This window comes from Micromonospora sp. NBC_00421 (assembly GCF_036017915.1).
In the GTDB taxonomy this organism is placed as follows: Bacteria; Actinomycetota; Actinomycetes; order Mycobacteriales; family Micromonosporaceae; genus Micromonospora.
Genome location: NZ_CP107929.1, coordinates 1,080,875 through 1,102,398 on the forward strand (window position 1 = coordinate 1,080,875; position 21,524 = coordinate 1,102,398).

General features: G+C 68.0%; 17 protein-coding genes. 7 read left to right on the forward strand and 10 right to left on the reverse strand.

Going from position 1 to position 21,524, the window contains the following annotated elements; genetic code table 11:
- Positions 1-160: 160 nt before the first annotated feature.
- Both rfbB and OHQ87_RS05150 read left to right on the forward strand, forming a co-directional pair.
- Positions 161-1,177: a dTDP-glucose 4,6-dehydratase gene (gene rfbB, locus OHQ87_RS05145; protein ID WP_328345410.1), complete on the forward strand. Its 1,017-nt coding sequence runs from the start codon at positions 161-163 to the stop codon at positions 1,175-1,177.
- Entirely contained in the window at positions 1,174-2,028 is an 855-nt protein-coding gene (locus OHQ87_RS05150; RefSeq protein WP_328345411.1) for an SDR family oxidoreductase, read from the forward strand. Before rfbB ends, OHQ87_RS05150 begins: the two co-directional genes overlap by 4 nt.
- 392 nt (positions 2,029-2,420) lie before the next feature.
- On the opposite strand, the gene OHQ87_RS05155 is transcribed toward OHQ87_RS05150, so the two are convergent.
- Together OHQ87_RS05155 and queC are read right to left on the reverse strand one after the other, a co-directional pair.
- Positions 2,421-3,167: an FkbM family methyltransferase gene (locus tag OHQ87_RS05155; RefSeq protein WP_328345413.1), complete on the reverse strand. Its 747-nt coding sequence runs from the start codon at positions 3,165-3,167 to the stop codon at positions 2,421-2,423.
- An 81-nt stretch (positions 3,168-3,248) separates the two neighbouring features.
- A complete protein-coding gene (queC, locus tag OHQ87_RS05160; RefSeq protein WP_328345415.1) occupies positions 3,249-3,971 on the reverse strand; it encodes a 7-cyano-7-deazaguanine synthase QueC in 723 nt (240 codons plus the stop codon).
- A 266-nt stretch (positions 3,972-4,237) separates the two neighbouring features.
- Here queC and OHQ87_RS05165 point away from each other — a divergent pair, with 266 nt between their 5' ends.
- From OHQ87_RS05165 to OHQ87_RS05180, 4 genes are all read left to right on the forward strand, one after another.
- A complete protein-coding gene (locus tag OHQ87_RS05165) occupies positions 4,238-4,600 on the forward strand; it encodes a 6-pyruvoyl trahydropterin synthase family protein (protein ID WP_328345417.1) in 363 nt (120 codons plus the stop codon).
- A 139-nt stretch (positions 4,601-4,739) separates the two neighbouring features.
- Positions 4,740-5,363, forward strand: a complete 624-nt coding sequence (locus tag OHQ87_RS05170) for a 7-carboxy-7-deazaguanine synthase QueE (protein ID WP_328345419.1) — start codon at positions 4,740-4,742, stop codon at positions 5,361-5,363.
- Positions 5,360-5,932 carry a GTP cyclohydrolase I gene (folE, locus tag OHQ87_RS05175; RefSeq protein WP_328345421.1) on the forward strand — a complete coding sequence of 191 codons (573 nt, stop codon included), beginning with the start codon at positions 5,360-5,362 and terminating at the stop codon, positions 5,930-5,932. Before OHQ87_RS05170 ends, folE begins: the two co-directional genes overlap by 4 nt.
- Positions 5,933-5,955: 23 nt before the next feature.
- Positions 5,956-7,194, forward strand: a complete 1,239-nt coding sequence (locus OHQ87_RS05180; RefSeq protein ID WP_328345423.1) for a glycosyltransferase family 2 protein — start codon at positions 5,956-5,958, stop codon at positions 7,192-7,194.
- Positions 7,195-7,241: 47 nt separating this feature from the next.
- Here the strand turns inward: OHQ87_RS05180 and OHQ87_RS05185 are convergent, their stop codons facing one another.
- From OHQ87_RS05185 to OHQ87_RS05220, 8 genes are all read right to left on the reverse strand, one after another.
- Positions 7,242-10,112 (reverse strand): helix-turn-helix transcriptional regulator, encoded by a 2,871-nt coding sequence (locus OHQ87_RS05185; RefSeq protein WP_328345425.1) that lies wholly within the window; start codon positions 10,110-10,112, stop codon positions 7,242-7,244.
- A gap of 59 nt (positions 10,113-10,171) precedes the next feature.
- Positions 10,172-11,131, reverse strand: a complete 960-nt coding sequence (locus OHQ87_RS05190; RefSeq protein WP_328345427.1) for a class I SAM-dependent methyltransferase — start codon at positions 11,129-11,131, stop codon at positions 10,172-10,174.
- On the reverse strand, positions 11,128-14,022 hold the full coding sequence (locus tag OHQ87_RS05195; RefSeq protein ID WP_328345429.1) for a helix-turn-helix transcriptional regulator: 2,895 nt from the start codon (positions 14,020-14,022) through the stop codon (positions 11,128-11,130). Before OHQ87_RS05195 ends, OHQ87_RS05190 begins: the two co-directional genes overlap by 4 nt.
- A 1,000-nt stretch (positions 14,023-15,022) precedes the next feature.
- Positions 15,023-15,172: a hypothetical protein gene (locus OHQ87_RS05200; RefSeq protein WP_328345430.1), complete on the reverse strand. Its 150-nt coding sequence runs from the start codon at positions 15,170-15,172 to the stop codon at positions 15,023-15,025.
- A gap of 63 nt (positions 15,173-15,235) precedes the next feature.
- Positions 15,236-15,586, reverse strand: a complete 351-nt coding sequence (locus tag OHQ87_RS05205) for a helix-turn-helix transcriptional regulator (protein WP_328345432.1) — start codon at positions 15,584-15,586, stop codon at positions 15,236-15,238.
- Positions 15,579-15,704, reverse strand: coding sequence for a hypothetical protein (locus OHQ87_RS05210; protein WP_328345434.1), 126 nt, complete (start codon positions 15,702-15,704; stop codon positions 15,579-15,581). The genes OHQ87_RS05205 and OHQ87_RS05210 overlap by 8 nt, the downstream gene beginning before the upstream one ends.
- A gap of 470 nt (positions 15,705-16,174) precedes the next feature.
- Positions 16,175-16,555 (reverse strand): hypothetical protein, encoded by a 381-nt coding sequence (locus OHQ87_RS05215; protein ID WP_328345436.1) that lies wholly within the window; start codon positions 16,553-16,555, stop codon positions 16,175-16,177.
- Positions 16,556-16,848: 293 nt separating this feature from the next.
- On the reverse strand, positions 16,849-17,931 hold the full coding sequence (locus OHQ87_RS05220; RefSeq protein ID WP_328345440.1) for a LacI family DNA-binding transcriptional regulator: 1,083 nt from the start codon (positions 17,929-17,931) through the stop codon (positions 16,849-16,851).
- Positions 17,932-18,545: 614 nt separating this feature from the next.
- Between OHQ87_RS05220 and OHQ87_RS05225 the strand changes: the two genes are divergently transcribed.
- Positions 18,546-21,254, forward strand: coding sequence for an RICIN domain-containing protein (locus tag OHQ87_RS05225; protein ID WP_328345442.1), 2,709 nt, complete (start codon positions 18,546-18,548; stop codon positions 21,252-21,254).
- Positions 21,255-21,524: the final 270 nt, after the last annotated feature.

The window sequence follows — 21,524 nt, forward strand, 5'->3', positions numbered from 1 at the left end:
CTGATAGCGGCACGGAAGTCGCGCCATACCGGCGGGCCGAGTCTCGGTCGGAGTTGGGGCAACACTTCGGGGGCGGCCGAGATGTGGGTGGCTACGGCCGACGGCCATGATGGTCGGGACCTGACGGAAAACATCGCTGTTTCGAGGATGGTGTGCGGCTGTGGACAGAGTTCTGGTCACCGGTGGCGCGGGGTTCATCGGTTCGCATTTCGTTCGGCGCCTACTACGCGACGAGAACATCTCCCGCGTGACCGTGCTGGATGCGCTGACCTACGCCGGCACCGTCTACAACCTGGACGGTGTTCTGAACCATCCGCGGCTATCGTTCATCGAGGGGGACATCCTGGACGGCACCGTGGTCGCTGACCTGGTCGCAACCCACGACGCTGTCGTCCACCTCGCCGCCGAGTCACATGTCGACCGGTCATTCGAGACAACGGAGAAGTTCGTCGCAACCAACGTGCAGGGCACCCGTATGCTGCTCGATGCCGCAGCGCAACTGGGCGTACGGAAGTTCGTGCACGTGTCGACCGACGAGGTGTACGGACCCTTGCCGACCGGGACCGCCTGCGAGAACGACCCGCTTCGGCCGACGAATCCATACGCCGCATCCAAGGCGGCCAGTGACATGGTCGCAAACTCGTACTTCCACACCTACGGCGTACCGGTTTGCATCACCCGGTCCACGAACAACTACGGCCCGGGTCAGCACCATGAAAAGATCGTTCCTGCCTTCGTGACGAGCCTGCTCGCCGGAGGCCGCGTCAGCATCCACGGCCATGGTGAGCACATCCGGAACTGGCTACACGTCGAGGACAACTGCCGTGGCATAGAACTGGTGCTCCACAAGGGGATCCCGGGCGAGATCTACAACATCGGCGGCGGCACGGGGCTCACCAACAACGAGTTGGCCCGGACCGTCCTGCGCGCCTGTGGCGCAGACTGGAGTTCGGTCGACTACGTTTCCGACCGCAGGTCCAACGACATCCGATACTCGATGGACTGGACCAAGGCCGCCCGAGACCTCGGTTACCGGCCGATCCGGTCGCTCATCGAGGGCCTGGCCGAGACCGTGCAGTGGTACCGCAGGCACCCCGATCGCTGGGTGACTTCACCGACAGGCTCCGCCCAGGCGGCACAGGACGCCGCCCCCGACGTGGTGTCACCGGTCCCGTGAACGGCCGTCTGCTGATCACCGGCGGCAGCGGAACGCTCGGCCGACAGCTGTTTCGCCGAGCCGTCGCGGCGGGCTGGGACGTGGTGGGCACCTACTTCGCGACACCGACTGAGACCGCCGACCAGCAGCTGGACATCTGCGATCCGGCAGCCGTACGAGAGCTGCTGCGCCGGATCCGGCCGGACGTGGTCATCCACGCCGCGGCTGCCCGCGACCGAAACGACTGGGAAGCCACCGCCGACGGAGCAGCCAACGTAGCCGTCGCAACCGCTGGTGTTCGACTCGTGCACGTGTCCAGCGATTCGATATTCTCCGGGCGGGCGATGCACTACACCGAGGATGCCACACCCGATCCGATATACCGGTACGGTGCTGCGAAAGCAGCCGCCGAGACCGCCGTCCGAGCGGTGCACCGCAACGCCGTCGTCGTCAGGACCTCGCTCATTCTGGGCGACGGACGTGGCGACCACGAGCGGTTGACTCACGACCTGGCGGCTGGTCGTATCCATGGCGGACTGTTCACCGACGAAGTCCGCAGCGCGGTGCACGTCATCGACCTTGCCGAAGCACTGGTCGAACTAGCCGCCAGCAGCTACCGCGGAATTCTGAACGTAGCGGGCGCAGATGCCGTGAGCCGGTATGAGCTCGGCCTGCTGGTGGCGGCGCGGGACGGCCTCGACCCGGCGACAATCCGGCCGATTCGCAGCGCGAATCCCCATCGACCGGCCGAGATTCGATTGACCATCCAACGGGCACAGACGCTACTCGGTACCCGGCTGCGAGGCGCCCATGAGTTCCTCGCCGAACCCCTCGACACACGGCCTGCGGTACTCAGAGCACGCCATACATGATCGCACGAAACCCCAGGCCGGGCTCGCGTCGCCGGTGCGCCCGGCACCACCGTGGTCACCGCGTTTGTTTGCGGTACCGGGCCCGGACCGCCTCGGTGTCGGCGACCGTCATCGTGGTCCCGTCGATCGCGGTCATCAGCATGCCCGCCAGCGCTCGGCGTGCTGCGCTGTGGTGACCGCCGGGCCGCGTAGCAGCTCGAACAACGCCCGCAACAGCGCCGGCCCGAGCCGCTACCGGCACCGGTTCCCCGTACTAACCTCGGTCTTTCGTCCGGGTGGTCTTTCATAGCTGTTGGCGGATGGCTTTGGTTCGGGGGTTGGTCGGTCGGTTCGCTGGCATGCTGATGGTCACCCTGCGGCCAACAGCGTCGCGGTGAGGCGATCGCGACCGCTCAGGGAGCATGGCGTACCGCAGTGACCAGGAATGTGCGGATCTCGGGTGGGATCAGCGGTGACGGTTCGACGGCCACGGTGAAGTCGTACGCCTCGAGCAGGGCGGTGACGGCGGCCAGTCGGCCATCGAGGTCCTGGACCTCCAGGAGGAACTGGTCGATGAGTTTCCAATGATGCTGATCGATGCCACGGAGGACGTCGAGTTCGGCACCTTCGACGTCGATCTTCACCAGTCCGACGTGTTCGTCGGGGGCGAGGTAGTCGGAGAGGCGGTCGACTTGCACGGACACCGGTTCAGCGCGGTAGTGGCTCCGAATGAACGCCTCGGGCGCTTCGTGGGAGAGGACTGCGATCTGCAGTTCCTTGTCAGCCGGATAGCGGGTGGAATTGCCCGGTGCCAGCGGGTAGTACTCGAACAAGGCTCGTTCCTGTTGGGTGCCGAGTGCCCTCTGGTGTACTGACACTGCGCCGAGCTGCTGTTCCTCGATGTTTCGGCGCAACGCCTGCACCAGTTGCGGCATCGGCTCGAATGCGCGTACTCGCGCGTCAGGGAACTTGCGCTTCAGGAAGAGGGTGAAGAGCCCGATGTTGGCGCCGACGTCGATGACGATTCCGTCGGGCTCGATCTGGACGCCGTCGTAGCATCGATGGGAGAAGATCTCGTCGTACTGCCAGCGGGCTTCGGCTTCGTATGGCGCCCATACGGTCAGGCGGTCATCGAGAGTGAATGGGCGAAGCTCGGTCACCGTACCTCCAGGTCACACGTCCGGCCCGACGATAGGGGGACGCTTCGATGAACAGGTGCAGCACCGGCGTAACTTGGGTGGTCACCGTGCCGGGTGGGCGAACTGCGTGACATCGTCGAGATAGTGGGTCGGATCCGGCACACCGGCCTCACGGAACGCTTCCCGTCGCTCGTAGCACGTTCCGCACGTTCCGCAGTGCTGGTCGCCGCCCTTGTAACAGGACCAGCTCAATGACAGTGGGGCACCCAGCCGGACGCCGTGTGCCGCGACCTCCGCCTTGGTCCAGGTCATGAACGGCACCTCTACCCGGGGAGTATGGAATCCCTCGTTGGCGACGGTCACCAGCTCGCAAAGGGCCGTGACGAAGGCAGGACGGCAGTCCGGATACACGAAGTGGTCGCCGGAGTGCATGCCGAGCGCCACCACGCCGGCGCGGTGGGCGACGCCGACGGCGACCGCGACGTTGGCCAGGATCGCGTTGCGGTTCGGGACGACCGTGGCGCGCATGGACGCCTCCGCGTAATGACCGTCCGGGACGGTCATGGTGTCGTCGGTCAGTGCCGATCCAGGGAGCAGCCCGCCCAGACCACTGAGGTCGACCACTTGATGCACGGCGCCGTAGTGATCGGCGACGGCCCGAGCTGAGTCGATCTCGCGGCGATGCCGCTGACCATAGTCCACGGTGACAGCGATCAGGCTGAATCGCAATGCTGAGTAGTACGCCATGAGAGTAGTGGAGTCCATTCCACCGGAAAGGACTATGAGGGCGGAGGAAGAGCCTGATCGATTCTCGTCGTGGGTCATCGGATACCTCCAGGTGCGTCGGCACGAACAGGTGCAGTCGGCCCGAAGGGGCGGGGGCCAGAAAGGTGCTGTCCTGGATCACTGTCGTCCGGGTCGGGTCGGCATGCATCACGGCGGACGACCGAAGTTTTCGAGCCGAGCCACCGAAGCGGCCGAGCCGTCAGCGCCCCGTCGCGTTCTACGGTCGGCCGACCCTCAACCTCTCGGTCAACGCCGTGATGTAACGGGGCGCCCGGGTCGGCCATTGTTGGCGTAGGAGGTTCGACATGACATTCCGCATCAGCAAAGAGTTTCATTTCTCGGCCAGTCACTCGCTCGCCGGCCTGGCGGCAGAGCACCCGTGCGCTCGCATGCATGGACACAATTACGTCGTGGCATTGGAGCTGACCGTTGGCCGGGACGCCTTGAGCGACGTGGGCTTCGTCCGTGACTACGGCGACCTGGCCGACTTCTCCCGATGGCTGGATCAGAAGGTCGACCACCGTCACCTGAACGACGTGGTGGACCGGAACCCGTCGGCCGAGAATCTGTCGCGCTGGATTTACGACCAGTGGCACGAACGCTATCCGGAGTTGTCCGGGGTCCGGGTGTCCGAGACGCCTAAAACCTGGGCGGAGTACCGCCCGTGAACGCCGGTGTAGACGAGAACCGGGAGGCAGGTGATGCCGTGATGGAGCCGATACTCGTTGTGAACGAGATTTTCGGCCCCACCTGAGCACCGTTCAAGGCGAGGGCCCGTCATCAGGTCAGCGGTGCGCCTTCCTCCGATTGGGTGGCTGCAACCTGTCGTGTCACTGGTGCGACACGCCGTACACCTGGGACTGGACCGGTGCCGCCGACTCGGGAACGGCCTACGATCCGCGGGTCGAACTGCACCGGATGCCATGGCGCACGGTGCACGACCGGTTGGCGGCGATGGATGTGCCGCTGGTGGTCATCTCGGGCGGCGAACCGCTCAATCAACAGGCCCGGTTGCGACCGTTGATCGCGGCGTTGACGGCGGACGGCCACCGCCTGGAGATCGAGACGAACGGCACCGTGACCCCGGCCGCCGCGCTGGTCGACCTTGGTGTCCGGTTCAACGTCTCCCCCAAGCTGGCCCATGCAGGCGACCGGGAATCTCGCCGGCTGCGGCCGGAGGCGCTGGCCGCGCTGGCCGCCGTTCCCGGAACCGCCTTCAAGTTTGTTTGCCGCTCGGTGAGTGACCTGGACGAGGTGGCGACCGTGGTGGCAGCCTACGGAACCCGTCCTGTGTGGATCATGCCGGAGGGACGGACGGCGGACGGCGTTGCGCAGGGGCTGCGAGAACTCGGCGACGAAGTGGTCGCCCGAGGCTGGAATCTGACAACTCGGCTGCATATCGCCGTATGGGGCGAACGGAGAGGGAAATGACAACGACGGAAAGTGCATCCGGCGCACAGGATCCGCTGGAGCACATTGCGCGGCAGTTGCTGATCGAGATCGGAGAGGATCCGGACCGCGATGGCCTGAAGGAGACACCGGCACGCTTCGCTCGCTGGTGGCGGGAGTTCAGTAGCTTTCAGGCCGGCGACGTGGGTACGCGCTTCCCGTTGCGGACCGACGGGCAAATCGTCATGGTTTCGGATATCAAGGTGTGGTCGCTGTGTGAGCACCACCTGCTGCCGTTCTCGTGTTCGCTGACCATTGCGTACCGGCCGGACGGCGACGTGTTGGGCTTGTCGAAGTTCGCGCGCATCGCGCACCGCCACGCCCACCGACTACAGGTGCAGGAACGCCTCGTGCAGGACATCGCCACCGAAATCACCGCGATCACGGGTTCCGTCGACATCGCCGTGATCGGTCATGGCGAGCACCTGTGCATGAGCATGCGGGGGGTGCGCACTACCGCCCAGATGACGTCTTCGGTCTTCCGAGGCGTCTTCCAGGAACACGGCCCGGCCCGGCAGGAACTGGTGGCCACGGTCTTTTCGCGGCGCTGAACCCCGCCTGGAACGGAGCGCAGGTGAACATCGCCGGACCACAAATCTCGGTCGTCATCCCTACGTATAACCGGGCGGACCTGTTACGGGGAACCTTGGAGGCGTTGACCGCCCAACGGATGCCGGCGGGCACTGTTGAGGTCATTGTCGCTGATGACGGTTCCTCCGACGGCACTCGCGACGTTGTACAGGACTTCACCCGTAGGCTTCGCCTGCGGTATCACTTCCAGCCGGACCGGGGATTCCGGGCGGCGGCGGCGCGCAACGCGGGCGCCCGGCTGGCGTCGGCACCGGTGCTCGTGTTCGTGGACAGCGGCATTCTGCCCGGCCCGGATTTCCTGTCCTCCCACCTTGAGGCCCACGCCGCGGGGTCCGCCGCAGTTATCGGATACACCTTCGGCTACCGGCCGGGCGATCCGACGCCCGGCCTCGCCGCCGCCCTGCGGACCACACCGGTGGCGGAGGTGGTCCGGCGCTACGGCGACGCGGCGACGTTTCTCGACATCCGGCATCGAGCGTTCGAACGCTTCGCGTTCGATCTGGACCGCACCATCGTGCCGTGGCAGTGGTTCTGGTCGCTGAACTGTTCGGTGCCGGCTGACGCGTTCCGGGCCGTCGGCGGATTCGACGAGAGTTTCCGCAGCTGGGGTGGCGAGGACCTGGAACTAGGTTTCCGGCTCTTCCGGCACGGCCTGCGGTTCCAGGTCAACCGGGACGCGTGGGCGGTCGACGTGCCACACCCGAGGTCCGCCGACGTCGATCAGGCCAGCAACCTGATGAACCTGCTGACGTTCCTGCGGCGTCATCCGGAACCGGTGGTTGAACTTCTGTTCAGCTGGTTCGCCCGGGAACAGCATGGCTTCCAGATCAACCACCAATGGAACGTAGAGGACGAGTACCGGGCCCTGAACGCGGCGACCGTCGAAGCCCGGAGGCGGTCGGTCGTCGATGAACTCGACCAGGAGGTCGCCATGCTGGGGGACGCCACGCGCATCGCGGTATTGGGTTGCGGCCCGGAGATACCGGATCGGCTGGCCGGCGCCGTCCTTTTCGATTTCGATCCGCAGGTGGTCAATGGCATAGCCGGCCGGGGTCGCCGCGTCGGCCATGCTGTCGGACTACACACACTGTTGCCGGACAAGGCCGTGGATCTGGTGATCGTCACGTCGCGGTTGAGTGGTCTGTGGGAACGCTGGCAGCGCGAGATCCGCGCCGAGGCGCACCGCATCGGCCACACGGTCCGGACCCACCTGCCCGGTTGATGCTGTGGCGAGGGCCGCCGGGCCACAACGGCACGGCGGCCGGCTCGTCAGTTCGTCGGGCGCCCGCGCGCCGGCAGGCCATCGGCCAGCAGCGGCCAGAACGCCGGGTCGCGAAACAGTTGCGGCAGGTCGATACGCCCGGTGATACCGAGCTTGCGGTATGCGCTCGACAGGTGCAGTTCGACCGTCCGCCGAGTGATGTGCCGCGTCTGAGCGATTCCGTTGTTGGTGGCGCCCCGGATCGCGTCGATGAGAATTTGCCGCTCCCGGCGGGTCAGTGTGAGCACGCCTCGCAGGGACATCTGCCGTGGCGCTCGCTCGTGCGCGACGAGCAGTTGTTGGCGGGAGCGCAGCGCCAAGGCGCCGGCGGCGCACCGGTCGGCGATATGCACCGCCTGCGTAAGAGCTGTGATCGCTTCCTGGCGGGTCAGCGATCCGCTCAGCGCCGAACCCAGATCGGCGAGCGCATGCGCCGCGTCCAGGCTTTCGGCGGGACTCAGCAGAGCCACTGCCTCGCGTAGCAGACGGTGTTTCTCTGCCGTCCCGCTGGCACATGCCTGGGCCCGCAGTGCCCGGCCGCGCTCCAGGGGCGACCCGACCGCGTCGGCGAACTTGAGCTGGGCACAGGCTACCCGTACGGCCTGCCGTCGACGCCCCACCGCCACCAGCAGGTCGGCGCCGTACCGGCGCCACATGAGACTCCCCGGCAGCCGAATGCCTGCCTGGTACGCGCGGGCTCGCAGGTCGGCGAGGTCTCGGCGGGCTCCGGTGAGGTCACCGTCACCGGCCCGCATCCGGGCCCGGGCCAGCAGTAACTCGCTGTAGTGCCAACCGGGCGGCAGCTCGTCGATCAGCCGGTAGCGACGCAGCAGAGTACGTGCGTCGTCCGGCTCGCCGCGGCTGACGTGTACGTCGGCGAGCAGTCCCACCAGGATCACGGTGATCGGATCGTGCGGTGCTTCCGGCCGCTCTCCCGGCTCCCACAGTGCGTCGTTGAGACATCTGCCGGCCTCTTCCAAGTCTCCGACGGCCAGCGCGATCCGGCCCCGGACCGAGGCCAGCCACCCCTTCGGTGACGACCGGCCCTCGGACTCCGACCGCTCGAACCGGTTCAGCCAGGAGGTTGCCTCGTGATGATCGCCGGCGTCCGCAAGCACCGCCAACGCCGCGGTCCGTGCCAGCGGGTGAAGTTGCAGCCCCGTTCCGTCCTGACCCAATGCCTGCCGGGCTTCCCGCACCGCCTCCCGCGGGTCCGAATCGACGAGATAGCGGAGGAACGCATCCAGAGCAGACCACGCGGTCTGCACGGGTCGCCGGTCGGTGTCGTCGCCCTCGAGCACCGCCATCGCGTCCGGTGGGCTCAGCAGGCCCTGAATCCGCCGGCGCACCTGCGCTGGGCGGCCAAGGAAGGGCCGGTGCAACTTCTGGTACCCCTCGGCCCAGCCCTCGAACACCGTCCCGCGGACGCTCGTATCGATGCGGTCGAGCAGGTCGTGGTGGTGTGCGCCCAGCTCCGTTTCGTACAGGACACGGCCGATCTGCCCGAGCATCCCCGCCACCACGGCGCGGTCGTTGTCCTCCGACAGCACCGCGACGGCCGCGAGCAGCCCGTTTTCCGGATCCCGCCGGATTTCGAGATGAGCGAGCCGCAGCATGGCCTCCCGGTGCTGCGTACCGGTGGCGACGCGGGCCGCCAATTCCAGACAGCGTCCTTCGACGCCGTCCGCGCCGGTCTCCCGGGCGTGATCGGCGGCCTGCAGGAGGACCTGAACCGGCCATGACCCGCTCGGTGCGACCGTCGAGGCGGTCAGGTGTGACGCGATGCGATCCGCCGGAGCGTTCAGGACGAACAGGTACTCGGCGATGCTGAGGTGCGTCGCACTGCGGGCCATCGCCGTCATCGACGCCGCGATCGCGGTGCCCAGGGCCGGGTGCCGCAGGGGAAGACTCTCGGCGTCCCCGATCAACCTCATGCGGATCAGCAGGTCCAGAGCGGTCAGCACCTCGTGGACGTCGAGGCCGGTGAGGTGGGCGACAAGCGCCGCGTCGACACCGCCGTGGCTCTGGGCCACCGCGATGGTCTCCACGATTCGCATCAGCGCGGTCCCCAGCCGGTTCAACCGCCCGCGCACCAGTCGCAAGGCGTCGTGCAGTACGACCTCGTCGACACTATGAGGCAAACCGGAGCCGGCGGAGCGGCTGCGTAGGACCTGGGCGAGTTCCCCGATCATGTACGGGCTGCCGCCGCACCACCTGTGGACCTCGGCGACGAAGCGTCCGGCCGGCCGGGACGGCAACAGGGTGCACAACAGGTCGCCGGTCTCCGCCTCGGTCAGCCCGTCGAGTTCCATCCAGGTCGCGTCGGTCAACATCTCCGCCAAGTGCTCCGGCGCGGTGGGCGGTTCGCCGGCGCGGATCGACACCAGCAGAAGGATCGGTAGTCGCGCGCACGCCTCCAACACCTGCCGCAGCCACTGGAGTGCCGGGCGGCCGGCATACGTGATGTCGTCCACCGCGACGACCAGCGGCCCCCGCTCAGTCAGCGCGGCGACAGCCGCCCGTGCCGCGGACACCTGCCGGTCGCGGTCTGCCCAGTCGTCTGTTCCGGTGGGTTGCCAACCCAGCAGGGGTGGCCGCGTCTGGCAGGTCGACTGCCGCGCATCGGATATCGGTGAGACCTCTTCGGCGAGGCATCGAAGAAGGTCGGTGACCAGCGCGGTCGGCACCTGACGATCCGCCAGCCGGCAGCGGACGCGTACAGCGAACCCGCCTTCCTGGCGGCAGGCTCCCACGAACTCGTCGAGCAGCGCGCTGCGGCCCACTCCGGGTCCGCCGGTGACCGCGACGCGGACGAGCCCCGCATCCGCACTCACTGCCCTTGCCTGCCTCAGCGCCCGCAAGTGGGCCAGTCGTCCCACCAACCGGGGTGGATTGTCCCCGGGCCACAAGCCGCTTCCTCCAGTCTCTGGATCGGCGGTCAAGCGGACTCCCCAGGCCGGGCGACGAGGACCAGCCCTTGATCCCCGATGGCATGCGGTCGTCGGGCGAAATGGCGGTTGAGGGCCGGCACGAGAGCCTCCCGCATGTCGGCGGCACGCGGATGTCCGTCGTACCAGAAATTCACCAGCAGGTCCGCGGCTGCGCGGATCCGCTCAGCCAGACTCGGTTCCGTGAAATGCAGGGCGGCTTCGGTGCGGCTCAGAGAGAGCCGGCCGAAACCATGTTCGGACAGCGTCTGGGCCGCGGTCGCGAGCAGATAGCCCTGGTGATCGTGGGATTCCCCGGCGATCGGCACGCAGACCTCGTTGAGTAGGGCTACCACCTCGTTGTCCGGCGATCCCCCGATGAGCACCACTTTGGCCTCGCCATGCGTGGGGTCGCACACCCGGGCGATCTCCCGCACGGCCTTGACCGGATTGTCGACGTAGGGCAATACCCAGGCGGAGAACACCGCGTCGAAGGTGCCGTCCGAGAAGGGCAGAGCCTCCGCCCGTCCGGGATGGACCTCCAGTTCACCCACGTCGGTGCTGCCCAGGCCCAGTCGCAGCCGCTCGACACGGTTGACGTGCGGCTCGACGGTGACGCATCGACCGAGGTCGCCTGCGACGGCACGGGTGATCTCCCCAGTTCCACCGCCCACGTCGAGGACCTGATGGTTACCCGTCAGGGCCGCTCGGACGACGGCCATCTCCTCCCGGCGCTCCAGCCGATCGACAAAGTTCTGCCAGCCTCCGGCGCTCAACCGATGCGGTCCCCGATAACGCTGTGGTACCCGGTCCAGGGGCCCACACCAGGGGTGTGTCCGAACCTCGGCCGCGCTGAGGGTGTTCGCTGCCGCACGTGCCCCCTGCTGAACATGCATGATCTTCTCCTCACGCGATCCGGAACCTCCGGCTTCGGCCGCGCACCCACTGACCGCCGAGTTCGGTACCTTCACGGAGCCTCCTCAGTTGGCGGTGTTGAGTCTTTCAATCCAGCAGGCGAGAGACATCTGTCAACTGACGCATCCTCCGGTGGCTCGGCGGGCTCACGCCGCCTGCTTTCCCCCGCGATCTCCGCGCGGCTTCGCAGCTCCAGCTTGGTGAGGATGTGCGATACGTGGGTCTGTACCGTGCGGGGGGAGAGAAACATGGCCCGTGCGATGTCGGCTGTCGAATGGGCCTCCGTAACCAGGTGGGCGATCTCGATCTCGGTCGGGGTCAGCGCCCCCCACCCCCGCTGCGGGCGAACAGGTCTGCGGCCACGGACACCACGGCGAATGCCGGCACCACGCAGACGCGACTCTGCCCGGCGGATGTCCCAATGGGCACCGAAACTCGCGAAAAGATCGATCGCCTCACTGGCCGCGCGCCGGGCGCCGGTAGTGTCCCCGCACCTGGCGAGGACCACGGCGAGGTCTTCCAGAGTGCCGGCGAGCTCGATCAATGCGCCCGACGTCCGATAGTGCGACTCCGCTTCGCGCAGCGGAACGGGGTCGACCTCGGCCAGACCGCGACATCGGTCGTAGGCAGCGCCAGCCCGTGCCCTCGGCGCCTCTGCCTCCGCCTCCGATCGGCAGGCGGTGAGGGCTGCGGCGAGCGCCGCGTGGTCGTCGACGGCCAGCGAGAGCCGGACCAGATCGGGTAGCCACTGGTGGCTCAGCGTCATCTCGCCAGGCCGCCGGTCCAGCAACGCGGTGAGAAGTGACGTCGCTCGCTCCAGGTCGCCATCCTGCTCCGCCCGCAACGACTGCGCGGCGACCAGGAAATCCCTGTTCTCCCGGTCGGCAATGGTAGAGACCGGATACTTCAGCCCGGCCTGGATATGCGTCGCCGTGTCCCGCGCGTTGTGCTGGTGGGCGGCGATAAGCGCGGCGACCCCGTGGAGCAACAGGGCGGGGCCGCGCTCTCGCAGACCGTGGTAGGTGGCCGCGGCCAAGCTCCGGTCGCCCTCGCCGAGCTCAGCGAGGGCGTCGTCCCACCGACCGGTCCAGTACATCAGGACCGCTGCGGTGACGCCGGGCGCGACGTGGCCGGCTCTCTCGCCGCCCAGTTCCCGGAGGGTGGTCTCGGCCGCTGACCACCGGCTCAGGCTCTGCAGCGAGAAGATCCGTCCGTGCATCAGCAAGGCGCGCAAGTCGGCGTGTTCGTCGGAAAGCCCGAGAACCTCGATCGCTCGGTCGGCGCACGCGAGGGCGTCCGCATGCTTCCGGCGCACCGAATGGATGATCGACAAACTCGTCAGGGCGTAGGCGATCGTGAAGGCGTCGGCGGCGGCCTCGCCGACGGCCAGAGCCTCGCGGGCGGTGGCCTCAGCCAGTCCGATCGCGCCTACCCCGGCGCGCTGGAACATCGCCAGGGACGCCAGCAGCCGCCCACGCCAGACCGGTGGCAGATCGTGGCCCAGCAGTGCCTGGCTGAGGGCCGCCGCCGCGGCGTCGTTCTGCCCGCCGCTGAACCGGGAGCGGGCGAGGACCCAGAACATGCGACCCTGATCTTCGGGGTCGGGGGCGATGGCCAGTGCCTGACGTGCACATTCCTCCGCCTCCTCATGCTCGCCGAGTCTCATCAGGACCCATGCCAGGGCGACCAGCAGGGCCGGCCGCGCGCCGTCGGCGTCGACGCCGTGGCGCAGCTGTTTACGGAGAAGCTCGGCGGCGAGGCCCGGTGCCTCCACCGTCAGCGCGTTCGCCTCCCGGAACAGCCAGTTCCGAGACCACGGATCATTGGGCAGATCCGCCGTCAGCAGCTGTTGCGCCACCTGTACGGACGTGGCACCGTTCGCCGCCAGTGCCCGTGCCGCGTCGCGATGTAACGCCGTCCGTATCGCCAACGGCAGCCCATGGTAGATCGCCTGGTGAATCAGCGGATGCCGAAACGCCATCCGACGGTCCGCCGGCACAAGGATCCCGGCGTCCATGGCCCGCTCGACGTCCGCGGTCAAATCGATGGCCGGCAGGCCGACGAGCACTGCCAGATCTGTCACCGTGAACTCCGTGCCCAGCAACGCCGCCAGACGCACCAGGTCGGCCGTACCCGCAGGAACGTCAGTCAACCGGCTGCTCAGCGCATTGCCGAGGGTGATTCCCACTGCCGCGTCCGGCACGTCGGCCGTACCGGCCGCCACCCGTATGAGCCCCTCTCGCCGTAACGCGTCGACCAGCTCACAGAGAAACAGAGGGTTACCCAGCGCCTGCGCCGTGACCTTGGTGAGGCCGCGGCCCGGTGGCGCGCCGACCATGCCTGCGACGAGGTCGGCGACCTCTGGCGCCTGCAGCGGGCCAAGCCTCAGCTCGGCCCCACGGTTGTCCCGCATCGCCGTCCGCAACTGTCGCAGCAGCGGCCGGCGGGGATCCGGCCGACTTGCGAAGACAAGCGACAAGGGAAGTTCAGCCGCGATCGACATGAGGCGATGCATCAACATCAACGAGACGTCGTCAGCCCAGTGCAGATCGTCCAGCACCAGAACTGTGTTCTTCGCGGCGCAAGACTCCTCGACCAACTCCATGAGCAACTCGGCGGCGGCCGCTTGGGCAGTGTCCACACCGGCCATCAGGCCCGGACGGCGCAGGAGCACGAGGTCGGCGATCCGCGCCCGGCGTGGGTCTGGCGAGTTGGACCGCACCTGCAAGCAGTCCATCATCAGACGCAGCGGGAGCGACCGTCCGAGAAGATCGGCTGTAGCCCACAGGACCTCGCAACCCCGCTCTCGAGCGATATCCAGCCCCACGGCGAGCAGGGACGACTTGCCGATCCCCGGGTCACCTTCCACCCACAGCATGCCTCCGACGCCGCCGCGCACCTGGTCGATCACGTGGTGCAGCGCCGACAACTCGGCTTTACGCCCCACCCACACATTCGGAGATCGAACCCGCATCGCGATTTCTCCCAAAGATAAGTTCGGTCACGGACAGCCCGGCGGAACGGCCGGTGCATTAGTCGGGCAGCCGGATCGGCGTACGCCACGGAGCAGGGAAAGGGGCGGCCCGGTTGCCGGTGATGAGCAGACAGCGGCGAGTAGCGCGCTGCGGTCCCCCGAAATCAGCCGGTGATCCGCGACAGTGGCACCTCCTTCGATTCAGGACTGTTTCAACCGTGGTTCGCCACATCACCCATTCATGTTGGTGATTTCTGCTGCAGCGTATGGGTGTCGCTGTCCCGTCCGACAAGGTGAGGGTTTCAAGATTGTGGTGTGATCCGAGGATGATGAAGGACCTGATCATGCTCCGGCTGGTCCCTCGGGTGGCTTCGGTGGTGTGACAGTGTCTGGCCAGGCGAAACGCGTAGATTGAGGTTCCCCCTCTGGGTCGGGCACCCTGAGCCCAGACAATGCTCTGGGGGAAGGACGTCCTGGTGCCCCGTCTGTCGAAGTGCCCCGAGCAATTCTGCCGGGACGCGGTCGAGTTGGTCCGCTTGTCACCGGAACGATGGGTGAGATCGACCGAGAGCTAGGCGTGAACCATGAGGCCGTGTGTGGTTGAGTCAACGCTGCCAAGCGTGCCGAGCAGAGCAGCGCGGGCCGCCGTGACAGCAAGGAGGAGGTCGGCGCCAGCGAGCGCGAGGAGCTACGCCGGCTGCGTACGAGGGTGGCCGAACTGGAGATGGAGAAGGACATTCTCCGCAAGGCAGCCGCCTATTGTGCAAAGAGATGGGTCGCTGATCCACCGCCTACCGGTTCAGCTCTGGACGCGGCGTCGCGCGGCTGTGCCGCGTCCTGGCGGTGAAGCGTCGGCAGGGCTACTACGAGTGGCTGGCCGCCCAGCCAGCCCGAGCGCGGCGTGCCGAGGTCGACGACGAGTTGGCCGGCGAAGATCCGCGCCATCCACGCCGAGCGCCGCGGCTCGCACGGCTCACCACTGGTGGCCGACGAGTTGCGTCGCCGTGGCCGGCGCATCAACCGCAGGCGCATCGGGCACCCGAGCGAGGAGATCCCCACCGGCAGCCTCGGCGCTGACCGCATCAGCCATCGCTTCGCCGTGAGCGTTCGTCACGATTGTCATCAGAGAAACCTCCTGTCTGATTTGCGCCGCTAATGTTATAGTCCACGATCCGCGGAGTGAGGTCTACTTCGATGTCGTGCCCGGCGATGGTGGCGACGACGCGTGGCCGATCGCCTGCGGCGGCGAGATCGCTGGCAAGCGTTGAGAGCAGCATGTCAGGCGACTCTCGACGCGGCTGATCTCCGACTGCGCCACCCCCATGGCCTTGGCCGGCTCGACCTGAGCAAGGTCCGCTGCCTTGCGTATGGCCGCCAGGTTTTCGGCGTAAAGCCGGTCGGCTTCGGCCATCTCGGCGCGGATAGCGTCGGCCCGCTGGGCGGCGCGGCGTCGCAATCGTGGGCGTGCGATGCGCGCTCGCGCGGCGTCGGCGCCGACGAATGTGGTGGGTTCGGGCCGGGTGGACTGGCTAGTCAACGTCGCCTCCGTCGGTTCGCCTGAGGTAGGCCGCGATTACCTGGTCGGCGCGGCTGCCGACGCTGTTGTAGAACACATCACCCATCTGGGCCTTGTCGTTGCCGAACAAGACGATCACCGGCGGGGCGTCGGGCGGGAACCACACGATTCAGGCGGTCGGTCGTACCTTTCGGAACGGGTGCGAGACCTGCCAGACCAGGTACATGCGGGACTGCCGCCCACTATTGAGGGTCTGTGTCGTCCGTCGGCGACTCCTTGAGGTCTTGCAGGTAGTCCAACATCGCACTGACAGGGTCGAACTGCCCGTCTGCCCGACCATGCCCGTCGGCTGCTCGGCGTTCGAGTTCAGTCAGCTTCAGCCAGCCAACCGTCGAACTCGCTCGACCAGTCGATCAACACACGCAAATATATCATCAAAGCATGCTCTGTCACCCTCGAGCGACTGTGGTCCCTACGAGCCACCGAACCGGTTGGCGAGGCGATTCAAGCCGTTCGGGAAGCCGGTGGGTGCTCCTCGCGGACGCCGAAGGGCTGCTCGCGCCGGTTGCCGGATTGACTGAGTTCACGGACCGCTGCGTAACCCAAGCATCATGCGGTCTTTGAGGACATACAGATCCTGAAGTCGGCAGCGAGTTTCATCGCGGCGGAGTTGGACCGTCCGTCGCGATGAGGGTCGACTTCGTCGACTCCCGGAAGGCCGAACACGGTGTCCAGCCGGTCCTGCGGGCGCTGCACGACACGCCGGCGCAGATCGCACCGTCGACCTACTACGCCGCCGAGACCCGCCCCGCCAGCACCCGATCGATCCGCGACGAGGAGCTGACCGCGATGACCGTTGACCACCTTGACCTTGACGGCCGGGTACTTCTGCTCGAACAGCGCCACCTCTTGCGCGATGTCCGGAACCCGGGCCCAGAACGTCAGCCCGGTCGCGGCCGACATCGCCTTGTCGATGTCGGTCTGGCTCACCGCCGCGACGGCTGAGGTGCCGCGCCGCCCTTCCCGTCGCCGCCGCACGCGGCCAGCGCGGCACTCAACGACACCGCTCCGGCCGCGGCGAGCAAGGTTCGGTGGCTTACCGGGAACTGTGGGGACGATGTGGCCATGCTGAACTGCCACCCAAAGGGCAGGGGGACCGGCGCGCCGGGGACAGGGGGTATCGAGAGAGGTGCGCGTCCGCGCGGGTGCCACCGCCGCTCGTCAGCGGCGGGCGGTGCGGGCCTCGGCTGACGTGCCGCCTTAGGGGGACAGATCGACCCTGATCAGGGCTGGGTGGAGGGGACTTCGCCCCCGGCGGGCTGACCGTGCGGGCCACCGTGGGCATGGGGGATCGCTCGGCGGCCACGTCCCGGGATCGGCCGGGGCGGTGGTGGCGCCGTCGAGGCGCGGACGACGAGCTCGACCGGTTGGTCGGCCGCCGGTGGAAGCTCGACGTCCGGCTTCTCGATGACCTGTACCAGCAGCGCGAGGCCCTGCCGCGCGACCTGGTCGAACGGCTGCCGCAGGGTGGTGAGCGGGGGAGTGACGTAGGCGGCGACCGGGATGTCGTCGAACCCGACGACGCTGACGTCCTCGGGCACCCGGCGCCCGGCCTCGAGCTGCGCGCGGATGAGACCGATCGCCATGTCGTCGTTCGCGGCGAACACCGCGGTCACGGTGCCGTCGCCGGCCAGTTCCCGGCCCGCCGCGTAGCCGGACGCGGCCGACCAGTCGCCCTCGACGACCGGCGGCTCGTCCGCGCCGTGGGCTCGCAGCGCCTCGCGCCAGCCGGCGAGACGGTCCTGTGCCGAATACCACCGCTGCGGACCGGCCAGGTGATGGACGGTCGCGTGCCCCAACTCCAGCAGGTGCTCGGTCGCGGCCCGCGCGAGCCGGCCCGCGCCGACCCTGGCGGTCACCACCTGCGGCGCGGTGAAGGTGGGCGGCGCGCCGAGGACCAGGACCGGCACGTCCACGCTGATGACGCCGACGCCCTCGTCGATCGGCTCGGAGATGACGACGCCGTCCACGCCCTGGTCCAGCAGCGACGCCAGGGCGCTTGCGATGCCGCCCGGGTCGCCCTCGATCGTGGTGGCCACCCGCAGCGTGTAGCCCACCTTCCGGACCGCGCGCTCGATGCCGATGAGCCACGACGCCGGCCCGTACAAGGCGCTGCCGAGCGTCACCACGCCGATCGACCGGGTCCGCCCGGAGGCCAGCGCCCGGGCCGCCTGGTTGCGCCGGTAGCCGAGCTCCTCGGCGGCGTCCAGGACCCGCCGGCGTACGTCGGCCGAGACATACGGCTCGTCGTTGAGGACCCTGGACACCGTCTTCTGGGAGACGCCGGCCAGCCGCGCGACGTCCACGCTGCGCGGCGTCGGGGGGCTTCCACCCGGCCTCGCCAGTCGCGTCACGGCACCTCCCGTCGCCGGCCATAGTCCTGTATGATTGCGCTGTCATGTCTACGCAATCAGACAATCGCCACCAAGGTCTCGCAACCCGCCCCTGAGGCTGGCGAAGCGCGTTCCTCGCCACACCCTAACCCCACTTTCGAACCGAACAAGTCAGGCCGGGCCGCCCGCCGACTTCGCCGAGGACCGCAGCGCTGTCCATGCCTACGACGTGCCCACGAGGTCGGGCGCCGTAGCGGCGAATCGGTTCGCTGCCCGACCGGTGCAGCGTCGGTGGGCCGGCGACACGGAATGCCCTGAGCGCGATGCCCTGGCACTCCGGAAGGGTCGCACTCACCGGCGGCCGGTCGACACCTGCATGGCGTCAGGAGCAGGAAGTAACCGTCTTGAAACCTTGACTTCACGCCCGCTACACGCATTAATACATATCTATGTATCCGGGCTGCAGCCATCCCTCCCGGGTGGTCGGCGACGCCGGCAGATTTGTCGAATCGGTTCGAGTATCGGCCTTGAAGGCTGCGCCCTGAACCGGTGTTGCGTAGCGGGCGGATGAGTCACAGGAGGTTACCGTGCATCGTAAGAACGTCCACTGGGGTGGCCGGTTGTCGGCGTCGGCCAGGGGGCTTGCCGCGACCGTGGCGCTCGGCCTGACCCTGACGCTGGGCGGCCTGCCCCTGGCGAACCCCCGGCCTGCCCTGGCCGCGCCGGGCGCGCCGGGGGCCGTGGCGGCCGCCGGTGCTGACGGTGTGGCGGCCGGGAACGCCGCGATCGCCTCGGTCGACCTGAGCGGGACCTGGGGCTTCACGCCCGCGGGTCGGGCGGCGACCACGATCGCGGTGCCCGGTGGCGGCTGGTACAAACAGGGCTTCACCACCGTGAACGAGGCGGTGTACTCGCGCAGCATCACCGTGCCGGACTCGGGGCAGCCGCAGTCGGCCTGGATCGAGTTCGGCGCCGTCAACCACCAGGCGACCTTGTCGGTCGACGGCCGGGTGGTCGCCACCCAGACGACGGCGTTCACCCCGTCGAACTTCGACATCAGCGCCTACGCGGCGCCCGGCACCACCCACACGATCACGGTGAACGTGAAGGGCCGCGGCGCGTTGAAGGCATCCAACGGCCGGTACCTGGTGCCCGACGCCGCCACGTGGTCCGAGGCGGTCCCCCAGGGGATCTTCGGGTCCGCGTTCCTTCGGGTGTACCCGGCCGTGTACGTCAGCGACACGTTCGTGCGTACGTCGGTGGCGAACAAGACGCTGACCTACGACGTGACGGTGCGGAACACGTCGGGCAGTTCCCGGTCGGTGACGCTGACCGGGTCGCTGGCGTCCAAGAACGGAACGGCTTTCAGCTACCCGGAACTGCCCAGCCGTACGGTCACCGTGGCGGCCCGCTCGACCGCGACCGTGACCGTCGGGCCGGTCGCGTGGAACCTCGACAGCACCTCGTACTGGTGGCCCAACGTGCCGTACCGGTCGGGGTACCGGGCGCAGCTGCACGGGCTGACGGTGCATGCCGTCACCGACGACGGCCGGACGAGCGACGCCGAGTACCGGTTCGGGTTCCGGGAGGCCACCCAGAACGGTGACTACTACTACCTCAACGGCGTGCGCGTGAACTTCCGCGGCGACAACCTCCAGGGTGCCGACTATGACCGGATCAACAACGGCGGCAAGGGCGACGCGTACCACACCCTGCCCGGCTTCCTGCCCCCGTCGTCCGGCAACGGCGGCTGGCCGCAGGCGGTGGACAACTACCAGCGGCTGAACTACAACGTGGTGCGCATCCACCAGGAGCCCGGAAGCCCGTACATGTTGGATGTCGCCGACGAGATGGGCCTGATGATCATCGACGAGGTCGCGATTCGCGGCTCCCAATCCTCGCAGGAGTGGAAGGAGCCCGTCGGGCACGACAACATGGTCAACCACGCCCGTGCGCTGGTCCTGCGCGACCGCAACCACCCCGCGATCATCCGCTGGAGTCAGAACAACGAGCCGAACCAGAGCGGCCAGGATTCCGAACAGTTCGAGAAGGAGCTGTACGCGGCAATGAACGGCGCCGACGGAACCCGGCCGATCATCGCCGAGGTGGGTGTCGGCGGGAATGTCAGCCTGTATCCCGGGATGACGTACGCCAACTTCGCGGTGATCCCGCACTACGTCGACGGCTTCGGCAGGTACGGGGAGGGCCTGATCACCGTGAACGGGCGGCCCGACGGCGAGGGCGAGTACATCTGGCCGGCATGCAACAACAAGCAGGGCTTCGAGTGGTTCGCCACGGCAACCCTGGCCAAGCGCGGCAAGGGCGCCACCGACCTGCGTCCGTACACGCTGCTGTCCGCCTGGGCCAGCGTCGTGCCCGGCGTGCGGAGCACCGACTTCACCCCGGAGGAGGGCGGTCACCCCATCTACGGCGCGGACAACCTGCCCGACCCCTGGAGCAACCCGCAGATCCAGCGCGTGCAGGCGGCGTTCAACCCGGTGGCCGCGGTCGACCTCCCCTTCTGGTCGGCCTCCGGCAATTCGGACTCGAACGGCACCTTCCCGCTGCCGCAGGCGGTGCCCAGCTATGCCCGCAACGCCACGGTGACCCGCAACATCACCGTGTTCAACGACGACTTCGTCGACACGTCGGTGGGCTTCACCTGGACCGCCCGGCTCGACAGCCCGACCGGCGCGGTCGTCGCGTCCGGCAGCACGACCCTGACCGTCCCGCTCGGCTCACGGGTCACCCAGCCGGTGTCCTTCACCACCCCCGCCACCGGCAGCCGCGTGTACCTGCAGCTGTCGACCACGAAGTCCGGTAGCCCCGTCTTCACCGACGCGGTGGAGTACTTCAACCTCGCCGGAGGCAGCGGGACCGGGCCCGCACCGGGCACCTACCGCATCGTCAACCGCAACAGCGGCAAACCCCTGGCCATCGTCGGTAACTCCACCGCCGACGGCGCCAAGACCGTCCAGCAGAGCGGCACCCCCACCTGGACGATCAGCACCACACAGGACGCCTACACGCTGCGCTACACCACCTCCGGAAAGATGCTCGACGTCAACGGTGGCAGCAGCACGCAGGGCCTGCAACTGCAGCAGTGGTCGGCGAACGGCGGCACCAACCAGATGTGGTACCTGCGGCCCACCGGTGACGGCTACTACACCATCGTCAGCCGCAGCAGCGGACTGGCAGCCGACGTCTCCGGCGCCTCGACCAGTGACGGAGCGCAGGTCGTGCAGTGGACCGCCAACGGCGGCACCAACCAGCAGTGGCAGTTCGTGCCCGCCTGACAGAGAACAGAGGTGGATGTCAAGCCCGACCGGCGGTAACGGGCTGCCGATCGTTGCGCCGACTCGGGGGTGCGGTTCGTACGCCCGAGTCGGCCACGATCCGATCGCGGTGGGACACGAGCCACCGATCCGGACAGACGCCAGCCTGGTCCGCTCGCTACCCGTACGTGAGCCAGGCCCAGGGCGTCGCGGCTGAGCCTCGCCGCCGCTGCTACCCCGGCCCTCGCCGCCGCCCCGGCACCCTCCTGCGAGTCCGGTGCCTCGCAGTTC

What these genes read in the sequence shown, in the direction of transcription:
- queC (WP_328345415.1), bottom strand. Translation starts at nt 3,971, where the DNA reads ATGACCCACGACGAGAATCGATCAGGCTCTTCCTCCGCCCTCATAGTC.
- OHQ87_RS05165 (WP_328345417.1), top strand. Translation starts at nt 4,238, where the DNA reads ATGACATTCCGCATCAGCAAAGAGTTTCATTTCTCGGCCAGTCACTCG.
- folE (WP_328345421.1), top strand. Translation starts at nt 5,360, where the DNA reads ATGACAACGACGGAAAGTGCATCCGGCGCACAGGATCCGCTGGAGCAC.
- OHQ87_RS05200 (WP_328345430.1), bottom strand. Translation starts at nt 15,172, where the DNA reads ATGACAATCGTGACGAACGCTCACGGCGAAGCGATGGCTGATGCGGTC.